The organism is Trichocoleus sp. DQ-A1, from assembly GCF_039961955.1.
Classification (GTDB): domain Bacteria; phylum Cyanobacteriota; class Cyanobacteriia; order Cyanobacteriales; family FACHB-T130; genus FACHB-T130.
The window spans coordinates 1-25791 of the sequence record NZ_JAMPKE010000051.1 but is presented as its reverse complement, the minus strand read 5'-3'; the positions used below and the strand labels follow the sequence as shown (position 1 = coordinate 25791).

37 protein-coding genes are annotated in these 25791 nt (G+C 48.8%); 19 read left to right on the top strand and 18 right to left on the bottom strand.

The features are described 5' to 3' along the window. The 5 genes from NDI33_RS26485 to NDI33_RS26465 form a co-directional block, all read left to right on the top strand. Window positions 1-1691 (top strand): plasmid replication protein, CyRepA1 family (locus tag NDI33_RS26485; protein WP_347275911.1); only part of this gene is annotated, 1691 nt, incomplete at its 5' end. Window positions 1692-2563: 872 nt separating this feature from the next. Further along, on the top strand, window positions 2564-4456 hold the full coding sequence (locus NDI33_RS26480; protein WP_190676372.1) for an AIPR family protein: 1893 nt from the start codon (window positions 2564-2566) through the stop codon (window positions 4454-4456). A gap of 123 nt (window positions 4457-4579) precedes the next feature. Continuing rightward, window positions 4580-5155 carry a hypothetical protein gene (locus tag NDI33_RS26475; protein ID WP_190676369.1) on the top strand — a complete coding sequence of 192 codons (576 nt, stop codon included), beginning with the start codon at window positions 4580-4582 and terminating at the stop codon, window positions 5153-5155. A gap of 133 nt (window positions 5156-5288) precedes the next feature. Then, window positions 5289-6053 (top strand): SH3 domain-containing protein, encoded by a 765-nt coding sequence (locus NDI33_RS26470; protein WP_190676367.1) that lies wholly within the window; start codon window positions 5289-5291, stop codon window positions 6051-6053. Window positions 6054-6122: 69 nt separating this feature from the next. Next, on the top strand, window positions 6123-6260 hold the full coding sequence (locus NDI33_RS26465; protein WP_190676365.1) for a hypothetical protein: 138 nt from the start codon (window positions 6123-6125) through the stop codon (window positions 6258-6260). 11 nt (window positions 6261-6271) lie between these two features. Here NDI33_RS26465 and NDI33_RS26460 read toward each other — a convergent pair whose 3' ends face one another. From NDI33_RS26460 to NDI33_RS26450, 3 genes are all read right to left on the bottom strand, one after another. Then, window positions 6272-8602, bottom strand: coding sequence for a CHAT domain-containing protein (locus NDI33_RS26460; protein WP_190676363.1), 2331 nt, complete (start codon window positions 8600-8602; stop codon window positions 6272-6274). A gap of 115 nt (window positions 8603-8717) precedes the next feature. Further along, the gene (locus NDI33_RS26455; RefSeq protein ID WP_190676361.1) at window positions 8718-9095 is read right to left on the bottom strand and encodes a hypothetical protein; all 378 of its coding nucleotides are present in this window, start codon (window positions 9093-9095) and stop codon (window positions 8718-8720) included. Window positions 9096-9125: 30 nt separating this feature from the next. Next, on the bottom strand, window positions 9126-9821 hold the full coding sequence (locus NDI33_RS26450) for a thermonuclease family protein (RefSeq protein ID WP_190676360.1): 696 nt from the start codon (window positions 9819-9821) through the stop codon (window positions 9126-9128). Window positions 9822-10063: 242 nt separating this feature from the next. Between NDI33_RS26450 and NDI33_RS26445 the strand changes: the two genes are divergently transcribed. The 3 genes from NDI33_RS26445 (at window position 10064) to NDI33_RS26435 (ending at window position 11081) form a co-directional block, all read left to right on the top strand. Then, the gene (locus NDI33_RS26445; RefSeq protein WP_190676358.1) at window positions 10064-10246 is read left to right on the top strand and encodes a hypothetical protein; all 183 of its coding nucleotides are present in this window, start codon (window positions 10064-10066) and stop codon (window positions 10244-10246) included. A gap of 217 nt (window positions 10247-10463) precedes the next feature. Further along, entirely contained in the window at window positions 10464-10787 is a 324-nt protein-coding gene (locus NDI33_RS26440; RefSeq protein ID WP_190676355.1) for a hypothetical protein, read from the top strand. A 3-nt stretch (window positions 10788-10790) separates the two neighbouring features. Continuing rightward, entirely contained in the window at window positions 10791-11081 is a 291-nt protein-coding gene (locus NDI33_RS26435) for a hypothetical protein (RefSeq protein WP_190676353.1), read from the top strand. Window positions 11082-11103: 22 nt separating this feature from the next. On the opposite strand, the gene NDI33_RS26430 is transcribed toward NDI33_RS26435, so the two are convergent. From NDI33_RS26430 to NDI33_RS26410, 5 genes are all read right to left on the bottom strand, one after another. After that, entirely contained in the window at window positions 11104-12003 is a 900-nt protein-coding gene (locus NDI33_RS26430) for a tyrosine-type recombinase/integrase (protein ID WP_242033165.1), read from the bottom strand. 94 nt (window positions 12004-12097) lie between these two features. Then, on the bottom strand, window positions 12098-13306 hold the full coding sequence (locus NDI33_RS26425) for a J domain-containing protein (RefSeq protein WP_190676352.1): 1209 nt from the start codon (window positions 13304-13306) through the stop codon (window positions 12098-12100). Window positions 13307-13453: 147 nt separating this feature from the next. Further along, on the bottom strand, window positions 13454-14038 hold the full coding sequence (locus NDI33_RS26420) for a hypothetical protein (protein WP_190676350.1): 585 nt from the start codon (window positions 14036-14038) through the stop codon (window positions 13454-13456). Between the two features lie 66 nt (window positions 14039-14104). Beyond that, a complete protein-coding gene (locus NDI33_RS26415) occupies window positions 14105-15139 on the bottom strand; it encodes a hypothetical protein (protein WP_190676348.1) in 1035 nt (344 codons plus the stop codon). 117 nt (window positions 15140-15256) lie between these two features. Further along, a complete protein-coding gene (locus NDI33_RS26410; RefSeq protein ID WP_190676346.1) occupies window positions 15257-15634 on the bottom strand; it encodes a hypothetical protein in 378 nt (125 codons plus the stop codon). A 222-nt stretch (window positions 15635-15856) separates the two neighbouring features. Between NDI33_RS26410 and NDI33_RS26405 the strand changes: the two genes are divergently transcribed. Both NDI33_RS26405 and NDI33_RS26400 read left to right on the top strand, forming a co-directional pair. Continuing rightward, a complete protein-coding gene (locus NDI33_RS26405) occupies window positions 15857-16123 on the top strand; it encodes a hypothetical protein (RefSeq protein WP_190676344.1) in 267 nt (88 codons plus the stop codon). Further along, a complete protein-coding gene (locus NDI33_RS26400; protein WP_190676342.1) occupies window positions 16111-16563 on the top strand; it encodes an IS1 family transposase in 453 nt (150 codons plus the stop codon). Before NDI33_RS26405 ends, NDI33_RS26400 begins: the two co-directional genes overlap by 13 nt. A 119-nt stretch (window positions 16564-16682) precedes the next feature. Here NDI33_RS26400 and NDI33_RS26395 read toward each other — a convergent pair whose 3' ends face one another. Continuing rightward, complete coding sequence (locus NDI33_RS26395) at window positions 16683-17069, bottom strand: SH3 domain-containing protein (protein WP_190676340.1); 387 nt, start codon at window positions 17067-17069, stop codon at window positions 16683-16685. A 227-nt stretch (window positions 17070-17296) separates the two neighbouring features. On the opposite strand from NDI33_RS26395, the gene NDI33_RS26390 reads away from it, so the two are divergent. Together NDI33_RS26390 and NDI33_RS26385 are read left to right on the top strand one after the other, a co-directional pair. Then, the gene (locus NDI33_RS26390) at window positions 17297-17425 is read left to right on the top strand and encodes a hypothetical protein (protein WP_277878905.1); all 129 of its coding nucleotides are present in this window, start codon (window positions 17297-17299) and stop codon (window positions 17423-17425) included. Beyond that, entirely contained in the window at window positions 17422-17694 is a 273-nt protein-coding gene (locus NDI33_RS26385; protein WP_190676338.1) for a DUF2511 domain-containing protein, read from the top strand. The genes NDI33_RS26390 and NDI33_RS26385 overlap by 4 nt, the downstream gene beginning before the upstream one ends. A 128-nt stretch (window positions 17695-17822) precedes the next feature. On the opposite strand, the gene NDI33_RS26380 is transcribed toward NDI33_RS26385, so the two are convergent. After that, window positions 17823-18074, bottom strand: a complete 252-nt coding sequence (locus tag NDI33_RS26380) for a hypothetical protein (protein ID WP_190676336.1) — start codon at window positions 18072-18074, stop codon at window positions 17823-17825. 193 nt (window positions 18075-18267) lie between these two features. Here NDI33_RS26380 and NDI33_RS26375 point away from each other — a divergent pair, with 193 nt between their 5' ends. Then, entirely contained in the window at window positions 18268-18696 is a 429-nt protein-coding gene (locus NDI33_RS26375) for a hypothetical protein (RefSeq protein ID WP_190676334.1), read from the top strand. Window positions 18697-18815: 119 nt separating this feature from the next. On the opposite strand, the gene NDI33_RS26370 is transcribed toward NDI33_RS26375, so the two are convergent. The 8 genes from NDI33_RS26370 to NDI33_RS26335 all read right to left on the bottom strand — a co-directional run bounded on the left by NDI33_RS26370 (window position 18816) and on the right by NDI33_RS26335 (window position 21722). Next, window positions 18816-19007: a hypothetical protein gene (locus NDI33_RS26370; protein WP_190676333.1), complete on the bottom strand. Its 192-nt coding sequence runs from the start codon at window positions 19005-19007 to the stop codon at window positions 18816-18818. A 25-nt stretch (window positions 19008-19032) separates the two neighbouring features. Beyond that, window positions 19033-19257, bottom strand: a complete 225-nt coding sequence (locus tag NDI33_RS26365; protein ID WP_190676331.1) for a hypothetical protein — start codon at window positions 19255-19257, stop codon at window positions 19033-19035. A 30-nt stretch (window positions 19258-19287) separates the two neighbouring features. Further along, a complete protein-coding gene (locus NDI33_RS26360; RefSeq protein ID WP_190676329.1) occupies window positions 19288-19599 on the bottom strand; it encodes a hypothetical protein in 312 nt (103 codons plus the stop codon). Further along, entirely contained in the window at window positions 19580-19933 is a 354-nt protein-coding gene (locus NDI33_RS26355; protein ID WP_190676326.1) for a hypothetical protein, read from the bottom strand. The genes NDI33_RS26360 and NDI33_RS26355 overlap by 20 nt, the downstream gene beginning before the upstream one ends. A gap of 86 nt (window positions 19934-20019) precedes the next feature. Beyond that, on the bottom strand, window positions 20020-20595 hold the full coding sequence (locus NDI33_RS26350) for a hypothetical protein (RefSeq protein WP_190676325.1): 576 nt from the start codon (window positions 20593-20595) through the stop codon (window positions 20020-20022). Between the two features lie 69 nt (window positions 20596-20664). After that, a complete protein-coding gene (locus NDI33_RS26345) occupies window positions 20665-21111 on the bottom strand; it encodes a hypothetical protein (RefSeq protein ID WP_190676323.1) in 447 nt (148 codons plus the stop codon). A gap of 18 nt (window positions 21112-21129) precedes the next feature. Beyond that, entirely contained in the window at window positions 21130-21399 is a 270-nt protein-coding gene (locus NDI33_RS26340) for a hypothetical protein (RefSeq protein ID WP_190676322.1), read from the bottom strand. A 74-nt stretch (window positions 21400-21473) separates the two neighbouring features. Next, window positions 21474-21722 carry a hypothetical protein gene (locus NDI33_RS26335; protein WP_190676321.1) on the bottom strand — a complete coding sequence of 83 codons (249 nt, stop codon included), beginning with the start codon at window positions 21720-21722 and terminating at the stop codon, window positions 21474-21476. A 315-nt stretch (window positions 21723-22037) separates the two neighbouring features. Here NDI33_RS26335 and NDI33_RS26330 point away from each other — a divergent pair, with 315 nt between their 5' ends. The 6 genes from NDI33_RS26330 to NDI33_RS26305 all read left to right on the top strand — a co-directional run. After that, window positions 22038-22238 (top strand): hypothetical protein, encoded by a 201-nt coding sequence (locus tag NDI33_RS26330; protein WP_190676320.1) that lies wholly within the window; start codon window positions 22038-22040, stop codon window positions 22236-22238. Window positions 22239-22263: 25 nt separating this feature from the next. Continuing rightward, window positions 22264-22464 carry a hypothetical protein gene (locus tag NDI33_RS26325; protein WP_190676319.1) on the top strand — a complete coding sequence of 67 codons (201 nt, stop codon included), beginning with the start codon at window positions 22264-22266 and terminating at the stop codon, window positions 22462-22464. A gap of 18 nt (window positions 22465-22482) precedes the next feature. Next, on the top strand, window positions 22483-23256 hold the full coding sequence (locus NDI33_RS26320; RefSeq protein WP_190676318.1) for a hypothetical protein: 774 nt from the start codon (window positions 22483-22485) through the stop codon (window positions 23254-23256). A 90-nt stretch (window positions 23257-23346) separates the two neighbouring features. Beyond that, the gene (locus tag NDI33_RS26315) at window positions 23347-23481 is read left to right on the top strand and encodes a hypothetical protein (protein ID WP_277878901.1); all 135 of its coding nucleotides are present in this window, start codon (window positions 23347-23349) and stop codon (window positions 23479-23481) included. Window positions 23482-23674: 193 nt separating this feature from the next. Then, on the top strand, window positions 23675-24046 hold the full coding sequence (locus NDI33_RS26310; protein WP_190676317.1) for a hypothetical protein: 372 nt from the start codon (window positions 23675-23677) through the stop codon (window positions 24044-24046). Continuing rightward, the coding region (locus tag NDI33_RS26305) for a DUF3854 domain-containing protein (RefSeq protein WP_190676316.1) at window positions 24043-25791 on the top strand (1749 nt) is incomplete at its 3' end. The genes NDI33_RS26310 and NDI33_RS26305, both read left to right, overlap by 4 nt.

The window sequence follows — 25791 nt, the reverse complement described above, 5'->3', positions numbered from 1 at the left end:
GCTGCAATGTTTACAACTACCTGGGCACAAACCCTGCTGGATTAATAGCTCAGCTAGAAGAAGCAATTCATCGGGATGAAAAAGTCTTCATCTGCTGTTCAGGGCAGAAGGCTAAATCCCGCTTCGGGACCCGAATTCTTGAGGCGAGGCTTGCCCAACGATTCCCTAGCAAAAGGATTCTCAGGATTGACTCTGAAAGTGTCGCAGACCCTAATCATCCTGCCTTTGGATGCACCACCGAACTGAATCAAGTTCTAGACCGCTATGACATCGTGATAGCCAGCCCCTCGCTTGAAACAGGTGTCAGCATCGACATTGAAAATCACTTTGACTCGGTTTGGGCAATCCTCCAGGGGGTTGTGCCGGAAAACTCGGCACGGCAAGCATTGGCACGGGTTCGGGAACCAGTAGATCGTCACATTTGGGTAGCGCCTCACGGCTTAGGGCGGATTGGCAACGGCAGCACCAATCCTAAATCTCTGCTAGCAAGCCAGCACAAACTCGCCAAGGCTAATATCCAGGCACTCAAAGATGCTGATTTTGAGGATTTAGATACGGGTTTTGATGCCCCAAGTCTGCGGGCATGGGTAAGGATGGCGGTTCGGATAAATGCCGGAATGATTCGGTATCGTGAGAGCGTCTTGGCTGGACTGAAGGGTGAAGGACACAAAATTATCGATGTTGCTGACAGCGACGGCGATGAAACCTTAGAGGCACTTAACCAGGTTCGAGATACCGAACACCAAAAGGAAGCGGAAGCGATCGCCGGTGCCGCTGCTATCTCCCAATCTGACTTTGAAAAACTGAACGAGAAGCGCTCGAAAACTCAGGAGGAACGCTACCAGGAACGCAAGCACGCTTTAGGATTGCGCTATGGAATCGACATAGCACCAGACTTGGTAATCAAGGATGACGACGGGTGGCATCCCCAGTTGCAGATGCACTACTACCTTGTAGTAGGCAGGGAACATCTTCCAGCACGGGATAAGAAGCGGCTGGCTGCCATCAAAAAGCAGGGTGAGGGGGCTGCTTGGATGCCTGACCTGAACAGGTCGCTCATTAGCTCGTCAATCGCCGCCCTAGAAAATCTGGGTGTATTAGCTTTACTGGATACCCAGAGGGAATTCAAAGGTAGCGACGATGACCTTCAGGCAATGGCACAGAAGGCGATCGCTTGCTCCTGGCAGATAAAAACAGCGCTGGACATCGGCATTGGCGAGAAAGATTCACCCATAGCGATCGCTCAGAAGTTACTCGGTAAACTCGGTCTGCGATTAACTTTCCTACGCAAAGAAGGTGCCAGAGGTAAACAACATCGGATCTACGGGTTCACAGCCCCATCTGACGGACGCGACGAAGTGTTTGCGGCGTGGATGGCACGAGATGAAGCGGCGAAGCAGGCAGAAGCCCAAAATGTATCAAGTTGTGATACGGTAGTCACCCCCGGTAATAAAGAGTATTTAAACAACTTGCCAGACTACCAAACTCCCCAAACTACTAATGAGGGGAGCGAGGCAGGTGACGCTCAATCACTCGTTGGGCGTGCGCTGCGGGTTGTCCGGGGGTTCGGGAAGGGTACAACTGATTGGGTAGTCAGTCAGGCTGACGGGTTCCTGAAGACGGCTCAGGGCTGGCACATAGCGCTCTCAGAGCTAGGGAACTGGTACGAGTGGACGGAGGTGATCGCATGATGAATCCAGTGCCAATGATTTGGACACCCCATGAACGATTGGACACCCCATGAACGACATTAAAAAGCGTTCATCCATGTGAGTTTTTTGACCGTGCAGCAAGGCGATCGTTGACCAGCAATAGACACTTTGAACGAATACGCCCGAAACTATTATCAGTAAAGCGTTTCGGGCGTTTATAACCTCAAAATGATTGATTAACCCATGAACGAACGTTGAAATCATGCGTTCAAGTGCTGATTGGGGGCGGCTTCAAAGGTGTGATCACGCCCACCCCGAAACCACAGCCACGACCACAGCAGAATTGGCAACTGAATAAAAAAGTGCTATACCAGCAGCCCGAATCGCCTTTTGTTGTTGGGCAGTCAGTGATGTATGAAGGTACTCGATACAGCGTAACCGTACCAAAACACACACAGCCAAATTGAAGGAGTTGAAAGAGTGATCGCAGACCGGGAGCTAGATCCAATTGCATGACTCCAGCATGACCTAGCGACGGTGATAAATGGCATAAAGATGATGCACAGTGGTTCAGTGGCAAGGGGCTTATTTTCCAGCCCTACAATCTCAGGTGGAGTTCTTGATGCCCGTTCACTGTCCATTTAGTGGGCGTTGCAGATATTCTGGGTGCTTATCTACGGAAGCTGTCACTGTGCAATTAACCGAAAATGGTAAACTCTGTAAATCGGTGAAAGCAAATACACAAAAAGACTAGCACTGATGAGCAGCATATTTTAATTTCATCACCCTGCCTTTTCTCTACGTCTTTTCATGTGAATTGTAATATTGCCTTGCTTGTTTCTTTGTGAGCTTAATTTTCGTTTGGCTGCACAAATTAATAATTTTGTACAATGTATAAAGGGCTATCGTAAATGAATTTACCTGTTGATCTTGAAGCATTCCGTACAGAATGGCTAGAAGAAGTCGTAAGTGGTAATCCTTCAACTATAGAACTTGGACGCCGTTTTGCGCGAAAGTTAATAAGTCAGTGGCTTGATGTTAATGAATTTTCAGATGATATTGTTTATTGCGATGGGAGCGGAGATGGTGGAATTGATATTGCTTGCCTCAGTCGGGGTGAAAGTGTAGATGAAAGCATCGAAGAAGGAGATACCTGGTATCTTGTACAAAGTAAATATGGAAAATTCTTACATGGAACAGAAACACTTCTGATGGAGGCTCAAAAAATTTTTGATACTCTTGATGGCAGGCGTAATAACTTATCTTCCGTAAGCCAAGATGTATTAGAACGCCTAGTTAGCTTCCGAGAAAAAGCCTCCGAGCGTGATAAATTAATCCTTGTTTTTGCGACAGAGAGATCCTTGAATGAAAACGAAAAGCGGGCACTAGAAGACATACGCACACTAGGAATAAGCCGCTTAGGCAGTATATTTGATGTTGAATCAATATCTATTGAAACTATTTATCAACGTGTATTAGAAAGCCGTACCACAAAAGTAAAAATTTCGGTTAAAGCACAGGATAATGGGGACAAACTACTTGTTGGCTCAATAAAACTTCTTGAATTATTTAATTTTATGAAATCCTATAGGGATGAAACAGGTGACTTGGATCAATTGTATGAAAAAAATGTTCGTCGTTTTCTAGGAACGCGACGAAAGGTTAATGCAGCTATAAAAAGAACGCTTGAGCAAGAGCCAGAGAGTTTTGGCTTATACAATAATGGAGTAACTATAGTTGTTGAGGATTTTCAAAAAAATCCCAAGAGAGCAGGTTATGAGCTAGTTGAGCCTTATATAGTAAATGGATGTCAAACAACTAAAACAATTTGGAATGTTTTGTTCAAAAAGCTAGAATCCGGTGGTACTGGTTCTAGCAAGGCATTTGAAGAATGGAAAGAAAAAGCTTCTAAAGGAGTAGTTATTGTCAAAATTGTAAAAGTAGGTTCTGAAGGGGAAAAGCTTTTAACTGATATTACACGATATACAAATAGTCAGAATACAGTCAGTGAAAAAGACTTTATTGCTCTAACATCAGATTTTCGAGCATGGGCAAAGGAGATAGGGGATAAGTATAATATATTTTTGGAAATACAGCGTGGTGGATGGGATTCTAGAAGAGCTTGGGAAAAGCAAAATCCCAATAGTCCTCAGTTTAAAGAATGGGTGAATGCTTTTGATCTTTTTAAAGTTTATGGTGCTGGATGGCTCGGAGAAGTAGGGCTAGCATTTGGCAAAAATCCGCCGTTTTTACCCAGCGGATCGATATTTAAAAAAATCATGAATAATCCAGACGGAGGAGTATTTGGTATTGATGATTTATATGCAGCTTACTCTCTGCAAAAAGCTTCAAACGAGTATCAGTTCGGTAGAGAAGCACCAAAGCTTACTAGGCGATCAACTCGTTTTCTTTTTTATAGGATTGTAATAGAACTACTGGAAACTGTGATGACCGATGCACAGATTGATAGAACAAGTAATAATATTACGGAAGCATTGTTAAAACTTTTTAAAACAGAAAATGAATTAGCTTCTAAGGCAATTATGGATACAGCGATAGAACTTATAGATGAATATATGACACCAGGTAAAGCTGATTCAGTTTTTAATGAACCTGAGTATATCAAAAGGCAGGTCAAGAACGTAAATGATTATATTCAATGGGAGTATTTCGGAAAAAGTCAAGAGACTTCGCCCAAATTAATTGGATTATTAGAAATTCATAAAAGAACAATCAAACGAAGAACAGGCGGGCAACAATCCCCCTTTGAGCTTGTTTTAGAAGCCATAAAAAGGTGCGACTAGGCTCAAAACATACTTTAAAATCACGCTATGCCACCGATGAGATAATATCCGTTCCGATCAAGGTGAACGACAATGAGGAAGAGTTGAAACTATTTGAGGACAAGCTTTAGGAGTTTTTTAAAAGTGTCTTGCTCAGCGGAACAATCTAGGTTAAATGGTGCGAAGTCCAGGGGCGCAATCTCTAAGCGCGGGAAGGCGATCGCTCGGCACAACAGCGTTAAGCACGGGTTACTGGCGAAGAAGCCTCCTGTGTTGCTCAGCGAAGATCGCAGATGGTACGAGGAGTTGACCGCAAGCTTGATTGACAAGTACCAGCCCAATGACCCGATCGAGTATTTGTTAGTCGAAACAATCACAATGGGCTGGCTGCGGCTGCGTCGGCTCTGGGGGATTGAAGCAGCCGTAGGCGATGTGGCAATACTAAAAATCAAGCAGCAACTATCCACCAGAACGTCTGAACTGGAGAAGCGTCGCACTGCAAAACAGTTGGGTGAAGCTCAGTTATCTGCTGCTGGTTTGTCCTTATCTGGCGAACAATTAGCACGATACGAGCGGATTATCACGCTTCAACTGAACGATGCTATAGAAAAATTGGAGGAAATAAAGCAGAAAGAACGGGAAATGTACGCTCGTATGGGTTCGCTTGGCTTGGGCGAGTTCATGTGCGATCGGCTGAGCTACGGCGTTGATAGTGAATGAACCCCATGCCAGCCATGAGATTCATTCGCTTGGATGAGTGTCGCTGCTGGATTGGGCGATCGCTGAACGCATAATCCGGGCATGGAATGTTGCGGGCGGATAGATTAGTGATGCAAAAAGCCCCGGTCAACCCATGCCAAACGAACAATCCCGAAAGTGGTATCAGAAGAAGCGCTACATCTTACCTTCCCTGATATTTCTCCCGCCAGTCGGTATCATTCTGGTTTGGCTAAGTCGATGGACTCGCAGCGCAAAGATAGCGGCAACAGTATTGTCGGGATTGATTTGGATAGGGACGTTCGCTGGTCAACCCAAAACGCCTCAGACTACCAGTTCGCCGTCTGCATCTCCTCCAGTTGTTTCTGAGGTGTCGCCAGTACCTTCTGAAAGCCCGTCCGAGGTTGCCAGCCCATCTCCCAAAATCTCTACTACGCCCGAACCAAAACCTACTGCGTCTACTTTGGTCGCAGTAGAACCAGACCCTAACGATCGAGTTAACAAATGCGGAATTGTCAGGACTGAAAGCACGGCGCTAAACGTCAGGCAGTCTGGCAATGCTGATGCTCCGGTCATTGGCACCTTAAGCAACGGCGAACGAATTACCGTAAAACATATTGGCTTAAAGTGGCTGTATGTTTCCGGTTCATCAGTGACTGGCTATGTACTGGACCAGTACATTAGCGATTGCTCGGACACGTCAGACCAAGCTGAACCTACGCAGATACCAGAGCAGGCATCGCCAATACCAGAGGCAGGAAGTCTAACTCCCATTCGTAATTCAATCCCAGGAAGCTGCCAGTGTCCATACGATACAGATTCACGTGGTCGGAGATGTGGAGGGAGGTCGGCGCACTCTAAACCCGGTGGTGAAAGTCCCAGATGCTTCGTTGGCGAATGAAGCTGTGCAGTGCTTGTCTTTGAAACCGCTGTAATCTTTGCTGTGGGCGACACTCATCCACTTGAATAAATGGTTGGCTCCCCTCTTTCCGCGAATCAAACCAAACAATTGAGTAGTTCTGCACCGGCTTGGGCGATCGCTCACACGCTATCGTCTACCCAATCCCAATGGGCACAATCTCAATGTGCCGGTGACACAGACCCGTAGACGGCGGGTAATTACTCAGCTTCCCCAATTAACGTGTATGCAGCCCAAGCGCTGGGTTGGTTAGGATATTGTTTCATCGTCGTCAGCATCGCGCCTCGCAAAGCTTGCGCCTTATCCGAATTTTGTTGCAGATTTCGATAAAATTCACTCATCAACAACGCCGAAGGATTATCGGGTATCGCCCACAAAGTGACGATGACACTGGGAACACCCGCCGAAATTAAAGAGCGAGACAGCCCAATCACGCCATCGCCAGTCAGTTTACCTTGCCCGGTATCGCAAGCACTCAAAACAACTAACTCGGCATTGAGCTTGAGATTGAGAATTTCGCTAGCAGTGAGGAACCCGTCATCTTGACCAGAGGGGGTAAGAGCGATCGCTCCCGGTATCCCCAACCCTTGAAAATCATCCAACAACCCGTGAGTTGCTAAATGAATCATTTTTGCTTGGGGTAGCTTCTGAACAACCGCAGATTCAGTAGCTTGATTACCAGTCAGAGCTTTTGTGTTCAGCAGACGAGCAATCTCCATCGCTTCCTTCTCGGCACCCGGTAGGGGCGAAAGCGGTTGAGGCTTTTCTCCTATCTTCGGGGCAAGGTTAGGCATCGTAGGATTACCAACCACTAGGACATCCTTGGCTAACGCTGAAACCTGTTGTCGTTGCTGACGAGTTAACTCCAGTACCTGAATCGAGGGAGCCGTGAGGATAGTGTGTTTTTCAATTAAGTATTTGTTATTGGCATCTTGGAGGGCAGCAAAGGGAACCAGGAACAACGATTCTTGAGGAATAAAGATAACACGAGCGTTGGAGTCAGCAGGCAGCAGGTCCGTAATAGGTTGAATGAGGAGTTGATGGAGTTGCTGTAAGCGTTCGGTTTGGCTGACCTCATCTATCAGCAACACTTCAATCCCACCGCGACCTCTGACACCCATCGATTCACGGTTGTTGACAACTAACTGTGGAAGTGTTGTATTTTGCTGCTGGCGCAAGGGTTTGAGGTCAACACGACGGAATGATACAACGCCTGAGGGTGGGATTACCCAAATATAGAGTTCTGATTCGTGGACTTCTTGTTTACCCTGAATCTTGAACTCGTCATGAATAATCGAATATTCAACCAGGGTGGCATTTTGTTGTTTGGCAATTTGTTGAATTTGTTGGATGTTAGGTGGATTTGTAGAGACTTTCGGCCCAGCAGAGGAAGGAGAGGAGAAGCTTATCGCCAATCGTTCTACAAATGCTCTGGCACGACCCCTTTCAGCAACTTCTAGAGCCTCTGTGGGTTGATTCTGAGCAATTAAAACTTGTTGCAGCAGGCGATAGGTGCGAGCTTGCTGCTCAAAAATCGACACCTTGTAGGCATCGTTGCCACCCAATTGTTCTCTAAGAGATTCCCAAACCTCAATTCCAGTGCGAAGGTTTTTTTCTGCTTGAGCGAGGTTGCCCGATTTCTGGAAAGCAACTCCCAGATTGTTCAGGGATGCCCCCTCCCCCAAAGGATTTTTAATTTCCCGCGCAATTGTCAAACTCTGCTGCTGGTAGTCAATCGCCTTGGCGTAATCTCCCAAGTAAAAGTAAGCAATTCCCAGATTACCCAGAGATTGCCCCTCCCCCGAACGGTCTTTGATTTCCTGGGCGATTGCTAAACGCTGCTGGTGGTAGTCAATCGCCTTGGCGTAATCTCCTAAGAAATCGTAAGCAAGTCCCAGATTACCCAGAGATACCCCCTCACCCAAACGGTCTTTAATTTCCCGCGCAATTGTCAAACTCTGCTGGTGGTAGTCAATCGCCTTGGCGTAATCTCCTAGGGAAGAGTAAGCAAGTCCCAGATTACCCAGAGATATCCCCTCACCCAAACGGTTTTTAGTTTCCCGTGCAATTGTCAAACGCTGCTGGTGGTAGTCAATCGCCTTGGCGTAATCTCCTAGGGAATGGTAAGCATTTCCCAGATTGCCTAGGGCTGCCCCCTCCCCCGAACGATGTTTAATTTCCCGCGCGATTGCCAAACTCTGCTGGTGATAATCAATCGCCTTGGCGTAATTTCCCACAGAAGGGTAAGCATTTGCCAGATTGCTCAGGGATTGTCCCTCCCCTAAACGGTCTTTGATTTCCCGATAGAGACTGAGTGCCTGTTTCCAAGACTGTAATGCCGCTTCAAATTGACTGGTCTGAAACTGCTCAATCCCTTGCTGTAGTAGTTGGTCTGCTTCCGCTTTCCGAGCATCTGAGGTCTGCGCTAACGCCTGTGCTGTGGGGAATGGCGCTAGAAAATTAGGCGCAAAAGGCGTTGTAGCAGTTGTCAAAAGAGCGATCACGCTGAGGAGTCTGATTTGGAGACGCACAGTTATTCTGGGAAAAGTACAAGGATGAGATCGCTGTTTTAACCTACGGCAATTGGGCGCGTCTAGTTCTCGGTTGATGCGAGAGCATCGTCACTAGAATCAACAAAGTGATCGCTCACACGCTATCATCCACCCATCCGCACCAGGAGCAATCCCAATGTACTGAGGGCGGCTTCTTCACCTCAAAGGGCATCTCGCAGCGGGGACATCTGCCCGTAAACATCGGGTGATAATCCAGTAGTTCTAGCTTTTCCTCTGGCGTGAGTCGTTGCAGAGGCATGGGCACTGGTTCGCCGTCATAAGTGGGTCGCTCTAGTACCAGTTCGTCATCAACAAACCTCGTCCCTGGAGGTGCCCACAGTTCCTCTGGTTCGGCAGCGGGTCGGAAGTCGAGGCAGCGATCGCTATTAGGTCCCGTTGGATGCACGGCACATACTATGGAAGGAAGGCGGGGATTGAGCTGGCAGCGATCGCACTCTGGAATCTTCGGCATGGTACTACGTCAGGTTTATTTAATGCACTGTTACCTTTTCTCGCATCCAACCCCGTCACTGTCGCGGTCGAAGCCATGCGGATCTGGCGCGACAACCTTGAAATTTCGATAAGAGATATCCGGGCAATCCAGATCCGGTGGGCCAGGGGGAATGCATACGCCTGGATAGGCTGGACTACAGTTTTGTTGAGCAGTTGGGGATGGTTTGGGCTTGGGGCTAGAAGATGGTTGATTGCTGGCTGATTGCCCCTTCCTAAAATCCCACGGCATGACTGGCTTGGGCTGATTCCAGAATCCCAACTTCTTCTGCTTGGCTTGAGCTTCAGCCTGAAGGTACTGATTCTTGGTGGATGCACAGCCGGTTAGATATTGCCGATACACGACAGCCTGCCCCTGTTTCACCATTTGCAGGTTCACCGATTGTTTTCCCAGGTAGAGTTCAGCGACAGTTCGCCCGTAGCGATCACGCTCAATCTCTCGAATCTGCACAGTTTTACCAGGGGGGAGAAGTTGCTTGAGTTTCGCTGCTGATTGCTGACCCCAAGGGCGCTGTCCCGTTTCTGGCGCATCAATGCAAGCCATGCGAATCGTGACAACCTTCCCTTGGCTCTTGACTCGCAGCGTATCGCCATCGCCGGTGCTGACTACTGTTGCTGTGGTTTGGGCAGTGGCGGGGATTCCGGTTAAGGCCAGGACTAGGGCAGCGGCAGTTGCGAGTTTGTTCATCACACCTTCTCTTCTGGGACAGTCCTAGTGTTCCCAGAACTTGGGAGGCGATTGCGTAAGGCATCCCAAACCGCATTCTGGAAATTGTCAGGTCGGCAGTGTAGGTTTTGACGAGAGCGCCATATCCCAATGTGAAAGGAGGTCGGCGTATCTCAAGGATGGTGGTGAGAAACCCGTTTGTTATAGGTAATAATTGCCTGTAAAAATTAGCCTTTTCAAAGACAATCCTCACTTCAATAACAATGCCTCAACAACCAAAACCAGAACATTACATTACACCTCTAATGTCAAGTGCTTGCCTCGTCTTGGTTGCGTTCAATCTAGTTGGCTGTCAGTATATTGCGCCACCTGACATTGATACCCCTCCGTCCCCTGCTTCGCCTTCACCTTCGGTACTGTTCGGGCGATCGCATCGCAATTACTGAGCTAGGTAACCGCGGACTGGGAATCAATAGGGCTGGTTATCGGCGGGGCATGGCTTGCGACAAAGTAGCGGAAGCATACAAAGATTGGGTGTTACAAGTGGTTTACAATAATAGATGGCAGTCCAGCCTTAAAAAAAATCGTAGCTAAACCAGCGCCACCACTTCAGTCAGTGAAGCGCATAATTTGTTACCACGCTCTATTTTGAGGAGCGATTGTATGAAAGTAAAAGTCAATTTACAACAAAGTTCAGATAGAAAAAATATTCACGCGAAGTCTTGGTTTTACAGCAATCCAGAAGCAATGCTTCCATCGATCGATTCACCACAACTCAGACTCTTAGTTCTCATAGAATTATCGCAATCGAAACTTAATACAGAGCAAAAAACGGAAGCTTTGCAGCATGATCAGCAGCAGTGGCTTTGGAAAAATCCAGAAGCACTAGCTTCTGTACGACGAGGGTTAGAACAAGCCTCGACTGGAAGAGGTCGATACCTGGGTTCTTTTGCTCAGTATGCAGACTTGGAAATTGATGACGATTAGTGAGTGCAATTCAGGATAGAGTTTCAGCCTGAAGCAGAAAGAGCATTAGCAGAGCTTGAACAGGCAGATCCTAAAAAACATAAAAAAGTGCTAAAAACTTTGGGATTGATGGAAACTGACCTCCGTCATCCCAGCCTAAATACTCATGCTTACGATGAACTTATTGGTCCTGACAAGCAGAAGGTTTTTGAAGCTTATGTTGAGAACAAAACTCCTGCTGCTTTCAGGATCTTTTGGTATTACGGACCTGGGAAGAGTGTCGTGACAATTCTTGCTATCACCCCTCATCCATGAAGCAGGGTTGAAAAATTGCCTCCTACCCCGGCAAGTACAAGCTACTGCTGTCATTCGGGCGTGCGTGCAAGTAGCGGCTGGTCGTAGCGACACTTTCATGTCCCAGCGTCGCCTGCACCAAATGAATCGGCGCTCCTCGATCGAGACTATGCGAAGCGTGAGCGTGACGTAACCAGTGTGGGCTAACCTTCCCCTTAATCCCAGCGCGTTTACCCGCTGCTGCCACAATCCGATAAACCTGCGAACGGTCGAGGTGATGACCATCGGCATCGCCTTCCCTGGATGGAAAGACCGCGTCATTGTCGTTGGTATCGCCGCGCATCTGGGACAGCTCGTTCCATACCCCCTCTGGCAGCAGCACAGTTCGAGTCTTGCGACCTTTCCCAAATAACGTCACCTGACCCGACTCCCCACGAGCGTTTAAATCTCGCCACTTCAGGGCGCATAACTCACTTACCCGCAAGCCCCCGTTATACAAGAGCCGTAGAATCGCTCGGTTACGCGGGTCGGTTTCTAGACAAATCATCGATTGGACTTGCAGCTCGCTGAGAATGCGTTCGTTAATCGCATCCTTGGCTTTCGGTTGTCTCACAGGTAGACCGACGTTTAGGGGCATCAATCCCAGTTTATGAGCGAAGGTAAGCAGGGACTTGATACACGCGATCGCAGTCCGCTGGCTATTGGGTGCCATCGAATCTAGGGTTGTCTGCCAGCCTTGGACATCTGCTAGGGTCGCCAGATGCAGCGGCTTGTTGAGGTAAGCTAAAAACCGCTTGGCGTAACGCCTGTATGATTCTTGGGTGTGAGGGCTGCGTCCGTGTACCCACATTTCAACGAGCCTCCCATGCGCGTCTAGAGGCGTTGTTTCCTGGGTTGAAATGTGATTATTTTCGACCTTGACCATATGATAATTTTCGGTCATTTTGGTACATCATTAGTCCGGTTATGTTGTACTGGCACAGAAAATTCAACCCAGACCCTGAGGACTGGGTGACGATGAGACGAGCGGGCGATCGCTAGACTCGATACTTGTAACGGGTAAAACTTGCTTTCGCCTCTTCGTAGGCTTTATTGAGTGCTGTTATCCGAGCTTTGGCGATGGGACTGCTGTTGACATCCGTGTGCCAAACCTTGGCGGCTGTCCGGTACGCGCTTTTGACTTCTTCTAGAGTGGCGTTGGGCGATACTTGTAAAACTTCCCACCATTCCCCGACAAGCGGTGGAGCAAAGATGGATTCAATCAGAATCCAGTCGCAGCCGTAACAGACTCGGTAAATTCCTTCTAAGGTATCCTGTCCCAACTGGGCAAGAACTGTTAGATGCCACTTCCTAAAGGCTTCACGATAGCGTTGCTTCAAGTCGGGTTTGCAGTCACCCAGTGCGCCTTTGGTCAGGAATACATCAAAGCCAATAAACATTTGCCCCTCCCTCGGCTTTGGATCGTAGAAGGGATCTTTCCCTTCTGCCAAACACTCAAGCACTCGCCGCGTATCTTCTGAGGGTTCTGGCAGTTCTAGGAGCTGGGTCAGTTCTTTGGCGATTTCCCGCGATTCCGGGTTCTGCCGCCACTGCCAGTAATTCACGTTAGGTTTGCCCAGTTGTTCAGCGTAGTTTTCCAGCCAATATTCGCGACGGTTAATCGGCGGGTAAATCCCCACCTCTAAAGCCTTCAAAATCCCCCATCGCCTTTCCCAGAAAGCAATAACAATTCCCCATCCCAGCTCAGACGCCTCAAGCACCCATCGCGCGGCTTCTAGAGGTGTGGCAGCAGTAGCAGGTTGATCTAGGTAGATCAAGCGGCATTCGTGCAACCTCTTAATGGCTTTAGAAACGTCTTCAGAAGATGCCAGCGTCCAAGTGTTGTCAACTTGCCGCAGACATTCATTCACCCGATCCGCTAAGGCATTGAAGCGCTCCAAGTTTTCGCGCCACTCTTTCTCCCACTTGATTTTGCCCTCTGTCTTCCACCACCGAACGTATTGCTTCTCAATGCCGCAACTTGTCTCGAAACTTGGTTCGTCGCCGCCAAGATCCAGCAGCTCAGGAATTAAGGAAGCTGGAATCTGCCAATACTGGGAATTACTTGTTACAGGTTGATTGGGCTGTCTGGCTTGATGAAATTTTTCGATAACTTCAATGACTTTCGGCTTCACTGGGTCTGGCACCCGCATCACGGAGGTAGTGTAATCCTCTTTTCTCGTCCTGCCGCCAGTCGGTTTATTCATTGTGGTTGAAAGCTTTATCATGTGTACATTATACCCGTTACAGGTTTGAGGTTCCGCTCTAAATAGAGAAAGCGATCTCTATTCGTAGGCGACTGGTGACTGGGTATTAAAACCTCTGGACTCAAGAGCTTTATACCCGTTACAGGTTTATTTGAGAGTTTTTACAGAGTTTTCAGAGAGAATCCGATCGCCTTCTCTGTCCCGCGTTGCACTTCCGGACAGGTAGAAGATCCAGGGGCTATCCTCGCCAAATTCCAGCCGGTAATACTTGAGCGCCCAGACTTCAGCGAACTGGCGATTAGGAGCGATCGCTAGCAGGTGTAACCTGTACTTTTCTTTCTGCTGTAACGATGGCGTCGGGAATAACGCTCCCAGGAACCATTCACGTTTTGGGCGGATGTAGGCACGGGCGAAACGCTCGATCGTCGTGAAGTAGGCAAGCCCCAGGTTTTGTTTGTATGCCTTCCGCCACTGCTGCCTAAAGTTTTTCTCCCACTGGGGTAGGCGTTCTTTGTAGTATTCTGCCCAGCAATCGCTACCCAGCGGGGTCTTATCGTCGGTTGCCCGTTGTTGCAGGAAGTCGTAGGCTGCATCAACTTGAACGAATGCCGCGCTGGTTCCGCCGAGGTCAGGATGGGTGCGCTTTACTGCTTGGCGGTAGGCGGCTTTCAGCTCGTGTAAGGTGAACGGAGTAGCCAGTTCCAGCGTTTTGAGTGCTTGTTCAATGTTCATGGGTAATGGGTAATGGGTAATGGTTAATGGGTAAGGGCAGGGGTGAGTTGCGCCACCCCATCTGAGTTAGAAGCCGTGCGCTGCCAAAATTCGAGCGTTGCTGGCATCGTGTACCTCCTTCTGTGCCATCTTTCGGCGGTACAGGTCTAGCGCCGCTGCCTCACGAGTTGGAAATGGTTGGTTATGATTCGCGTACTTATGCAGCCAGCCTTTGAGGGTGAGTGATTCGCGCACCTTGCCCAGGAACTCTCGATCGCTTGTATAGACCAGGTACTCAGGCGTCAAGTTACATGAGTCTGGGGTTTCGGTAAAGACAAATTCCATTTCACCTTTAACCAATTCCAAGGCTGGCGTTGTAGCGTCGCATTCGGTCAAGTTCGCGCTGGAGGTTTCGGGGATACTTGGGACTAACTCCAGCGATGGGGACTTTGGGGCAGGTACGCCGCTGCTGAAACTGGGATGCGCCTCGGCGAGTTGGTTGAGTCGGCTGAGGTCAGCGCCCCAAAACTTCACTTCCCATCTGCCCCCGGTGATGCGCTTGGCTTTCCTGATTTCAGTACGGTATCCCCAAAGCTCCAAGGCATCAGACCAGCGTTTGGCGAGTTGACTGGTACTGGTGCCCAGATACGCGCAGACAATTGTGCCGTCGCGCTTCTGTTGGTAGGCAATTGTTGAGTTGATTTCCACGAGGGCAACGTAGGGGCGATCGCTGTCTTCCTTGGGTGGAGTGACCCAAGAAACCTTCTCCCCCGTATGCGGGTTTTCAATTTGAATCAGGCTGCCGGGTGGGATGGCATCCTCTTCTCCTCCCTCGGCGGTTGGGTCATCGCTGGGCACTGGCTCTGGTTCGGGCGCTGGGTCATCGCCGCTGCTGTCGTCACCACCACCAAACAGACCCATGACTGCCAACTTCAAGGTAGCGATCGCATCCGGTGCCAGTTGCTGAAATTGACTGACGGCATCCTGTAGCGACTGAATGGCACTGTCAGCAACAGTCTCGGCGTGGCTCAGTTGCTCAATGCGGGTGCGGCGAACGGCGATGATCGATTCAAATTTGGCAATTTCAGACTCTAGTGCTGAGATGTCATTCTCGAATAACATGAGGGTACGGACTCCATAACGGGGTTAATAAATGGGCGATCGCATTCTTTCCACGGGCAGCGATCGCCCTTTTGATTTTGGCGAGGCTTTTTGGGACTTCCTCCAGGTCGCTGCGGTCTAGGCGGCTGTGGCTACTCGTTCAAGTTGGAATACCATCGCGGCTTTTGTAAGGTGTCGCCCCTGCCCTCTGAGATTCCGCCAGGGGATGCCGTACTGACTGCAAAGTTTGCGGAGTGTGCCTGAGTCAAGGGCGTTGAGGTTGATTTCTGCTTTCGGCTGTTCGGTGGCTGCGGGTTCGAGTGCTTCAACGTGGATGGGTTCAGGGGTAATCGCTTCCTCTGCCTTCTCCTCTACCTGGGGTGTTTCAGCTTGGAGCGTAATTTGCTGGGCGCGTGCCTTTGCCAGTACTGCCTCGCGTTGGCTCTTGGGTGCGAGTGCGGTTAAGTAGATGCCGTAACCGATTCCGAGCGTGATGTTTTTGATAGCGTTGAACATTTGTCTTTTCCTTGGTGTGGCGGGGAATTCAGGCTTTCTTTGTAGCGGTCTTTGCCTGTCGATACCTATAGTATGTCACAGGTAGCACACTAATGGTATCCCTTATCACATGAGGATTCCTGATGGTATGCCACTAAATAGCACACTAACGGTTATAACCAGCACACCCATGAGTAACATAGGGTATGCTGTAGGTGTGTTACCTGTAGTGGAGGAAAATGGATGGCTACTAAGAATCCCCGTGTCGTTGGTTATGTCCAGCCCGAAAACCATGTGAAGTTGAAGGAATACATGGAGGCGAATAACTTTTCTGAATCCAAGGCGCTGGACGTGATACTAGGTGAGTTCTTTGGGGTACCAGTGCCACGAGTAGCATCTAGTAGCACACCTATTGCGCCCGAACGGATTGAAGCGCTCGAAAGGCAGGTGGCTGAGCTGGATGAACGCCTGGGAAAGTCGAGTCAGGCAGTAATGAGGTGGAACGACTGAGAGTTGAGAATCAATCGCTCAGGCAGCGGCTAGAGGCAATGGAACTACCCCAGCTCAATATGTCGGAAGCAGTTCAAGAGTTTCTGGGGGACGTAGATGCAGAGGCAAGGCGAAAGCGACAGCACGCATCCGAGGCGCTGGGGCAAATACAGGAGAAGGGAGCTACTAGCGAATCCCTAGAGGAAGCGATCACTTCGCCAATGCCAGAAGAAAGTGTACCGAGCGGTATTACCAAAACGGATGTAAAGCACAAAGCCAAGCGCAAAAAATCAGAGAAAGCGATCGCCTTACCAATGCCAGAAGATTCAAAATGCGGTAGAGACGAGCAGAGTAAAATAATTACCCAGTGCGGCAACCCCCACGTCGTAAAGCATGGTACGCGCGAGGGTAAACAGCGTTGGAAGTGCAAAACCTGCGGCGGATCTTACACGGAGGACTAGAATAATCAAATTGTCACCTCAGCGATCGCCTCACCAGCCAGTGACCAATAAAAAAAGCCCCCACGGTTTTCTAGTAGGGGCTTTTTATTTTATGTCCCCATTGGGGCAAGCGGAGGGAGTTAGTTAAAGCATTCAGGAGATATGAAGTCTTGGCGAACCCAGCCACGAGCGCCACTTTTAGGAAAACCAACCTTGTACCATGTCGCACCTTGGCGATCTTCGGCGACTGCTAAATCTTGAGGGGTACCACCGGAGGTTCGTAATATGTGAACGCGATCGCCCACAAGTCCATAGCCTTTCTGTTGATAGTTTGTGCTAGGGCCAGAACGCAAATTAATCCGCGTACCTTGGGTTTTACCAACTAGCGTTGCCGCGCAATAAGACATTTCGCTCTGAGGAATTTTTGACTGTGCAGAAGCCGGTGCTGCTGACAGCATCAAAGTAGCTACAAGTCCAGTGAAGGCAACTACTTGAGTTTTGACTAAAGCACTCTTAACAATTCTCATGTTTTCCCCAAACTAACTATTTAAAACCTTGGGCAGATTATTCAATCTCCGGTTATGTTTTACTCCAATAGAACTTAGGCTCTTTCCAGGAAATTAATCTGTGGGATGTGCGATTGCCGCTGAATCAACAACTACATCCTGACCATCCTTGTAAAACAGTTTGTTGCAAGCTGGGGAGGAATAATATCCGAGTGCTAAGTTGAGGGCGTTTTACCCCCCTCGTCGCCATGAAACCAAAGCCGATCTATTTCTTCCTCGCCGCCGCTGCCGCCTTCGCCGCCTATTTTGTGAATAAGTCTGTTGAGCTACCCGAACCCTCTCCGGTAGCTCAACCAACGACGGAAATGGCAAAGTGACGCAAGCGGAGTACGGAGAGCGCTGGCCTTTCACCGTACCAGAGGGAATAATTGACTGCGTTTCTCGTGCTGATGTAGTGCTGCGAGTTGGTGAGGATGTTTATGCAATTAACGGCACAGCACGAGGGAAAGCGAAGCCGGGAGGAGAGTACAAGGATTTAGCCCAAATCTGGCGCGACCAAACTGCGGACGTTGGCGGCAAAGTAGGTATCCCAGGTGAATTGATGGAAAAGGGTTTGAAAATTTGTGAAGCTAAAGCTGGAACGTAGCAACAAGTCAGCGATCGCCCTATCATCCAACAAAGAAGCCCCCGGCACATAACCAGGGGCTTTTTGCTACTCTCTTCTTAATCCTCAGTGAGTCGAATCCTGGGCACAGCTCAAAGCCAATAATTGTCTCAAGACAAAAGATCGTCTGCTGACTCTCCCACGAAACCGCCAGCAAAAATGGCACCGCCAGCTGCGGCAACTCCTGCTCCGACAGCTTGAGAGCCAGGAACGGGTATGGCTGATATTACACCACCAGCAATAGCTGTAACGACTCCAGCCGCTCTAACCTGCTTCCATGAGGGCCATCCCCATCCACCAGACAAGTCTTCTTGTTCGCTAAGAGTAAGTTCGGTAAAAAGTTGGCTTTCTTCACAAAACATGATTTGTTAATCTCCCAATAAAAATAGTGAGTAAGGGTATGGAACTTCGGTTGCCAGAAAACTGGTGAACCTCTGCTTATCACTCGGTTCAAAAATCGGGATTTATGCAAACTTCTAATTACTGGTTAAAAAAGTTCACACAAAGTTAAGGAGCTGTTTAGGCGATCGCCTACCTTACTCGCCCGCTAAAGCCTTGAACTGGGCACTCGATAAATTGCGTTTTATTCGCGGTTCAGGTTCCGAACCAGTTCAAAAACTGCTCATAGGTCAAGTTCACGCCGCCGAACTGCGAACCGAACTGGTTCATGAACCGTTGCCTAAATCCCCGAAAGCGTCGCCAGTTGGTTGGTTCAGCGGTTCAAAAACACGGTTCGGCGGTTCGTCACGGTTCGCAGACGGTTCAAGTAAGTGTCGAATGTTCGATCCACCCCCTGAGGGGGGATGCGTCGAAGGTTCGACAACTTCCGATATCGGAGGTATCCGCATTGCGGTAAGGTTCGGTAACTTCCGTATACAAGCCAAAAAAAACCCACATCGTTCGATGCGGGTACGCATTCGCTTAATCCAACTTCTCCTCTGTCGTTCGTTATTTGATGCACTTGAGCGACTGGGTAACTCATAAGTGTTTAATGTTCAATCCACCCCTCCCCCCTCTGGTGTGTTTAACCTTGAACACCTGTCCATAACCAAAAAATAACCCGCCTGGTTAGGGCGGGGTTAGAAGCAGGGGTACGTGAATTGTCAGCTAACCTTGATGGAGAATTCGCGGTCTAGTTTGTCGGCAAGCACGAAAGCCATCGGTGGAGGGTTCCGAAAATTGCTAGCAGTGCGGCTCATCGCCCATTTGCGAACCGCTGCCTCACTGACACCCATTTGCAGTGCTAACTCAAGGTAAGACCAGTGGTGCTTTCGCATAAGCTCGATTGGATGCATGATATCTTCTCCCTTCTATTTGCATTTAATGCTTTGTTGAGGCGCTAATCGTGTAAGGGCGTCGGCACCCCTCCCATGCGATTTTTATTTTTCCTTGCAGGCACGTAGCAGCTTTTCCCAGTTGTTCTACCGTTTCGTCAAGGAACTTGTCAGCCTCTTGTTGGTTTGGGGCATAAATAACAGCACTGTTCCGCCCCACGCCGTATTCCCAGCCCAATCCGTTGACAACCTCGATTACATCCGTTGTCATGTCGTGTTTCCTCGCACTTGTATTTTTCTGTTACTTCTTTTGGTGCCCCATAAGCTGCCTGAGTTTTGGAGGCAGCAATTCAGGCTTCACTGGTACGGCACCTTGCTTTAAAAGTTTCTCCGTGCGTTCCCAAGTGAGTTGTAGGCGATCGCTGTCAGGGTTGCGACGACTAGGAGAGCTAGCGCGAAATTGATAGGAACGCATCGTGCGCTCGGTGATGCCAAGATAAAAAGCTGTTGTTGTATCCGACCAGCCAAAAGCTTGCTTGACTGTTACTGGGTGAAGTTCCTGGCACTCTGGCGCGAGTAACACTAACTTGTCTTCATGCTTGATCGCGCCCATCGTTCAATTCCTTTATTGCTCTGTCATTGCTCGGTCGCTGCTGTGTCGGTCCTGATTGGTTAGCAAGATACCGAACGAGGAAGTGCGGATATTTCAGTGTCATGGGCGTAGCAACTAGCTCTTTCGCCTTGTTTGCTGCCAACATTTGAGTGCTTCTTCCCGGCTGGCGACGACGACGAGAATTTTTGCCAGCTCGATACTGTCGCAGGGTTTCAACTTCTACTCCAACCGCATCAGCGATCGCGTCAATTTTTAAGCCGAATGCTTCTAGTGCGAGCGGGTGCAGAACATCGACACGCTGTACGGCTTCGATTAATTCTTTTGATGTCATCATGAAGATGCTCCATTGCTTTGGTTGTGTGAGCCAGTGCCTGCGGTTGAGTTTCTCAGGCTTCACGCCGCAGGCACTGACGGATTTTTTTAATTGTTGTCGTAGTTCTGCTGGGAGTTTTTCGTGTTAGCGGGTTCGTCTGTTTTAGGTTTAGGTAGCGATCGCAGTTCGTCCTCGTGCGCGAATATTTCGGAGCGATCGCTGAACTTGATTAGGTAAGTCCAACCCCACTCAGGGCCTATGTCTTCAACCCAATGCGCGTTAGCACCGAACATGATTCCACTAACAACCCCAACGCGATCGTAAAAGCCAACTTCCTGCCAGAGGTGGTACCGGGCTTTGGCACGATACAGTTCCGACTCTGGCGCAAAGTATTGAACGCAAAACTTCTGGTGATCGAGATATTCAACTAAGTACACCCATTCATTAGGTGAATGGATATCTCCCATTTCATTAGGAGCGTGCAGCACGCCCATAACTCTCGCTTCATCAGTGTGGGAATCGTGACCGTCTGAAGTCCGGTGCAGAAAAACTTTTTCCATGAGTTCAAAGTTTGGGAGATTAACTCCCTCCGGCATTGGATTTTTTAGGTGTTTGAATCCTGGGATTTCTTTCCCTTTAGGAATCAGCGGACGGTCGTTGTTATCGATTGGGAATTGTTGCATCTTTCAAACTTGGATTATGTTGTTTTGATTGACGCAACCCTGATAATCGCTTCGTGAACTGACAGGTTTTTAATTGGTTTTGGACGGGCGATCGCGCAGTTCCTCAATCTCCTCAATGAGCGCCCGAACTCCGTCCTGAAGTTCATCTATCCGTGCAGGCAAATCGATTGATTGTTTCGCCCAAAGGTCGGTAGAAGCATGGAGACGCTCAAGGTCTCCAATAATGTCTTCAAGTGCGCTGGGAAGGTCTTCGAGCGGTACTGGCAGTGACACGTCCACCTCTTTCGCTAAGGTTTGATATCGACCTTCATGCTCGTTCTCGTGTTCGGTCAAGTACAGCCAGCCCAGGCATTTGAACGGTTCTAGATTGGGAAGATTAGGATTCAGGAACACGCCGACAACCCGTCTTACAGAGACAAAAGGAACGCCGCTTGCATCAGGGGCAGTGACCAAAACTTCTGTGCCTAACGGGTATCTTGGTTTGGGGAAATCTTCAGGACGTAATTTTGATGACATGGTAAAAATCCTTTGTTACTACTGGGTGAAATCTTGGAAAGTTGGGAATTTTTCAATCTCGTCCTCTCCGACTGTCACCTGTTGTTTCAGGGATTTTCCCGTGCATAAAATTTGATAAGTCCATCGCGGTTCCCCCGGTAAACCCGTCAAATAACTTGCCGCGAATGCAAGCCCGGTAATCACGCCAAAATCTTCGTAAATGTCATCAGTTACGCCATCTGGATAGCGCATCACGATGGTTTCCCATAGCTGGAATTTTGGAACTGGTCGATTGTTGTTGTCTTGCATCTTTTTTACATCTGATTGTGGTATCAGATGCACCCTGAAAGATGCACTTCCCTGATGAAAAGATTGCGCGAAACTTATGCTGCGTCTTCTGCGTACAAGTCTTTTTCTGGTTGCGGAACTGTGAAGTTATCTACTGAGACTGTTAACGCTGACAACTCAACTTGGTGAGGATTAGATTGCCACCAAGCAATGAAATGTCTGCCGTAACGACTCAATAACAAGCTGATGACTTCGCTGGTACTGCCGCAGCAAGTAACTTCCTTAATTTCGTCAGCAATTGGTCTGACTTCCGGGCTTAAAACTATGCGAATTTGTGATGCCATCGATTTACTCCTGCACCATCCCGCAAAGGCTAATTAATTGAGCGAAGTTGGGGGCGCTGAATGGATGCTCAAGACTGTTGAACGGCTTCTCCGAGGTTATTAGCATTGCGCTGGGTTTCTTGTGTAAATGGGCTGAAAACTTGATGAGTTGGGCGTTTAAGGCGCTTCTGTTCGGCGTGCAGGGGCGTTGGGCGCTTGCAGCCGTACCAAGTGCCTCCAGCGCCGTGATGCGTCTATGCGTGTTATTATGACACAGTTAGTTCATAGTGTGTCAAGCATTTTCTAAAGCAGCACAGCGTATCATTAGGTAGTGAAATGAACATAGATAACAGCATGAGTGGGCGTGTAAACGTTGTCCTGCCAGACGACATACATGGACTGGTAAAAGACTTGGCAGAGTCTGAACGGCGATCACATAGTCAAATGGCGGCAATTCTGATAGAAGAAGCCCTGAAAGCACGAGACTTGCTCAAAAAAGAAAACCCCTCGCCTACTGGTACTGGCAAAGGGGAATAAATAATGCACGAAGATTTCGCGGGTTATGAGCGATCGCATCTACCAAGAAATCAGCCAACTTTGCCACGACGCCGGGGTTCCCGCTGTACTTGCATCTGTGCAGCGCTACTGCCAAATCCGTGCTGACTGGCAGCGTTCGGAGGGCGAGCCTTTCGACCATTGGCTCGATGTGGTTGAGGCGATCGCGCAGGTTTTAGAGGGATGGGATGAAGGTAAAGAGGAGTAATCGCTATGAGGAAAGACCATGAAAAGCCATGCTTATAGCACTTCAATGCCAATACAAAAGCCTTCAGATAGTGATTTGACCGTGCAGCAATCCATTGAAATTATTAAAAACATACCGGATCACTTCATAGAGTATCGACACGGCATAATTTTGGATTTTGAATGCAGAGGAGAAGATGGCTTTTTGCTCAAGAAGCTCAGGGAAGCATACAGAGCTAAAGCCCTATGGCTTGAGTGTTTTTGGCTGGGTAAAGCAGAATTACGCCCGGAGCTAACTTTCACTGAAAAGGTTTGTTACAAGCCTCTAGCCCAGATGTCGATGGCTTTCTTTCAACTAGCCGATGAAGTTCACCATCGGTTCGATTGGGCAAAGGAACAAAATTTGCGCCCACTGGAATGGATGGTTCTTTGTGAATTTCAACTTTGTGAAACTGCATTTAAAAATAGTGGGTACACGGCTGAACCCACCTGTGTCGGGAAAGCGCAACTATATAATCGCGCACTTAAGCGTTACAAGTCACTTGAAGATCCAGAGAAGCTTGTCTTTGGCGTTTCTGACTTCAGAAAGCCAATAGAAGCCCTAGAGGAAAGTGCTGCCTTCCTTGCTAAAGAAGACATAGTGTTTCGCAATAGTCATTACCAAGATTACCTTAGGGTTCAAAAGCGGTGCTTCAAAGCTGTGCGAGACTCGCACTTAAAAGCGATGCTACTAGACAACGACTCAATCAAAGTCCTAGGAAGAGGAGTGGACACTAGAGGAGCCAAAAGCAGAAAGAAAGGATTCCAAAAATGAATTATGAAGATGTGGCGTTTAAATTCCCAAAGTTTTGACTTCCGCTGCAACTCGTTTATCTTGAAAACATCCAAGCCCTAGAATTTAAACATGACAAGCTTTTTAAGCCTCATTCACCGCCTTAGTGCCAAGGAACCACTGCCTCAGCGCGATCGCCTCGCCCCTCGTCGGGAACGGCGACAGAAGGCACGGGACACTGCTAAAGCAAGCAAATCTGCTGCATAGAAAAATCTGGCGACTCTTTGCTAGTCCTCAAAGTGAAAACGCTGCGCGAATGCTACGCCGACCGCTCTCCCAAAAGACCGCTTTAAAGTCACCAGACTGTATTACATTTTCTCAAGCTTAGCAGCGTTTCCCCTTCCAAGACAAAAGCAAAGAGCCGCCCTTAATCACCACAAAAAAGACGGCTCCATGCTCTATGGAAATATTTGTTGATAACCATCCTACTACAAAAACAGTAGGTGAGTCCAGTTATTCGAGGCGATCGCAGCCTTGCCAGCATTGCGGCTATGAAACGTCATCCGTCATTAAAATGCCGCCATCCTCGCCGCACTACGCAGCTTTACGATGCGGGGGATGCGATGTTTTTCAGGGATGGCAACCCAAGCCGAAGAACCAGGAGAAGGCCGTCAAACAGGCTTCAGTGATTGACCGGCTGCTGGCAGACCCGAATCTAATCAGTCAGTGGGAATCCGAGTTTCTTAAGAGCATCAGGAAGCGAAAGGCGCTATCACCCAGACAAACTCAAGCACTTGAAAAGATCCAGTCTCGCTTGAGGGTCTGGACATGATCGAAGCCAAACACCTTCGGGAATGGCGGGCCAGCGCTGTCGATGATGCGATTATTGCGCTTAACGTGCGATCGCTCTCAGGCTACGCCCCCCACGAGCAGTTACTTTACTCCCCTAAGTTAGAGCGATTAAACACTGGTCGAGTTGCCAGTTGGATGCTTCGCAGATACGCCCATCTTGAGAAAGGTGGCTGGTATTGCAGCGGGTTAGATCCATTGGATGATTGGCAACCGATGCAATGGGGAGTGTTCAAACCCAACCAGCCCAGGCGCGACGATGACGGGAAGATTCGGAAATACGAGCATCCACCCAAGGAAGGTACACAAGCATTTTTCCTACGAGTTAACTTTAAAACAAGCCTGAAAATAGCTAGGAAGTACGGTCTTGAAACAAAATACTGGGAAAGGTTTCTGCCAGCACACGGAACAGGTGAAGCTCAAAGCCAAAGAGAAGAGACAAAAGGAAAGGGCTTTGGAATTTCAAGAAAGGTTGTTAAGTGCAGGCATCGCAACGGAACTGCAATACAAGCCAGAACTGGGAGAGTGGCACCCTGTAATCATCCGAAATGGTGGCTCAAAGGATTTCTGAAAAGGTTTGAGGACAGAGGTTTCTGGGCATGGGTGCTTAAGCATAAGATTCCAGTTTGCATCACCGAGGGGGCAAAAAAAGCAGCGGCGTTACTGTCGGCTGGATTCGTAGCGATCGCACTGCCTGGAATCACCAGCGGCTATCGTCAACCCAAGGATGAGTTAGGAACTCCGGTGGGAACTCGCCAACTCATCCCAGAGCTGGGAATTTTCAAGAATCATCCCATCTATTTTGTTTTTGACCATGACGTGAAGCGGAAGACAGTTCGGGCTGTCAACAACGCGATTCATCAAACAGGGTCTTTACTCCTCAAACAGGGCTGCCAAGTTTCGGTGGTCGTTTGGGATGAACCCCAGAAAGGCGCTGATGACTTTCTGGTAGCCAATGGCGTTGAAGCCTTTGAGAAGTGCTATGACGCAGCCCAGCCGCTGGAGGAATGGCGATCGCACTCCCACAATCGGCTCACCTATGCAACGAATGTATCCCTGAATCAGAGATTTCTAGGGGAGTTGACCATCCCGAAAAACGCCAAGCTGATTGGTATCAAAAGTTGCAAGGGCAGCGGAAAGACCGAATCCCTAGCTACGATTGCGGCTGACGCAGCGAGGGAGGGGAAATGGGTATTGGTATTGAGTCACAGGGTACAACTGGGGCAGGCATTGTGCCGTCGCCTGGGAGTGCCTTATGTTACCGAGGTTCATAGCTGCGAGACAGGTAAACTTTTGGGATTTGGATTGTGCGTTGATTCCTTGCACCCAACTTCCCAAGCGCAGTTCCGCGCTGAAAACTGGCGCGATGGCATCGTGATTTTAGATGAAGCTGAGCAAGTTGTTTGGCACCTGTTGAACTCAAAAACCTGTCAATCCGTCCGCGTTCCAATCCTTCGGGAATTCAAAACTCTAATCACCAATGCACTCACAAGCGGAACTGGGCAGGTAATCCTGAGTGATGCCGACCTAAGCGACGTGACCGTTGATTACATTCAGGAACTGGCAGGAGTCAATGCTGAGCCGTGGATTGTCGAAAACACTTACAAGTCCAAAGGCTGCAATGTTTACAACTACCTGGGCACAAACCCTGCTGGATTAATAGCTCAGCTAGAAGAAGCAATTCATCGGGATGAAAAAGTCTTCATCTGCTGTTCAGGGCAGAAGGCT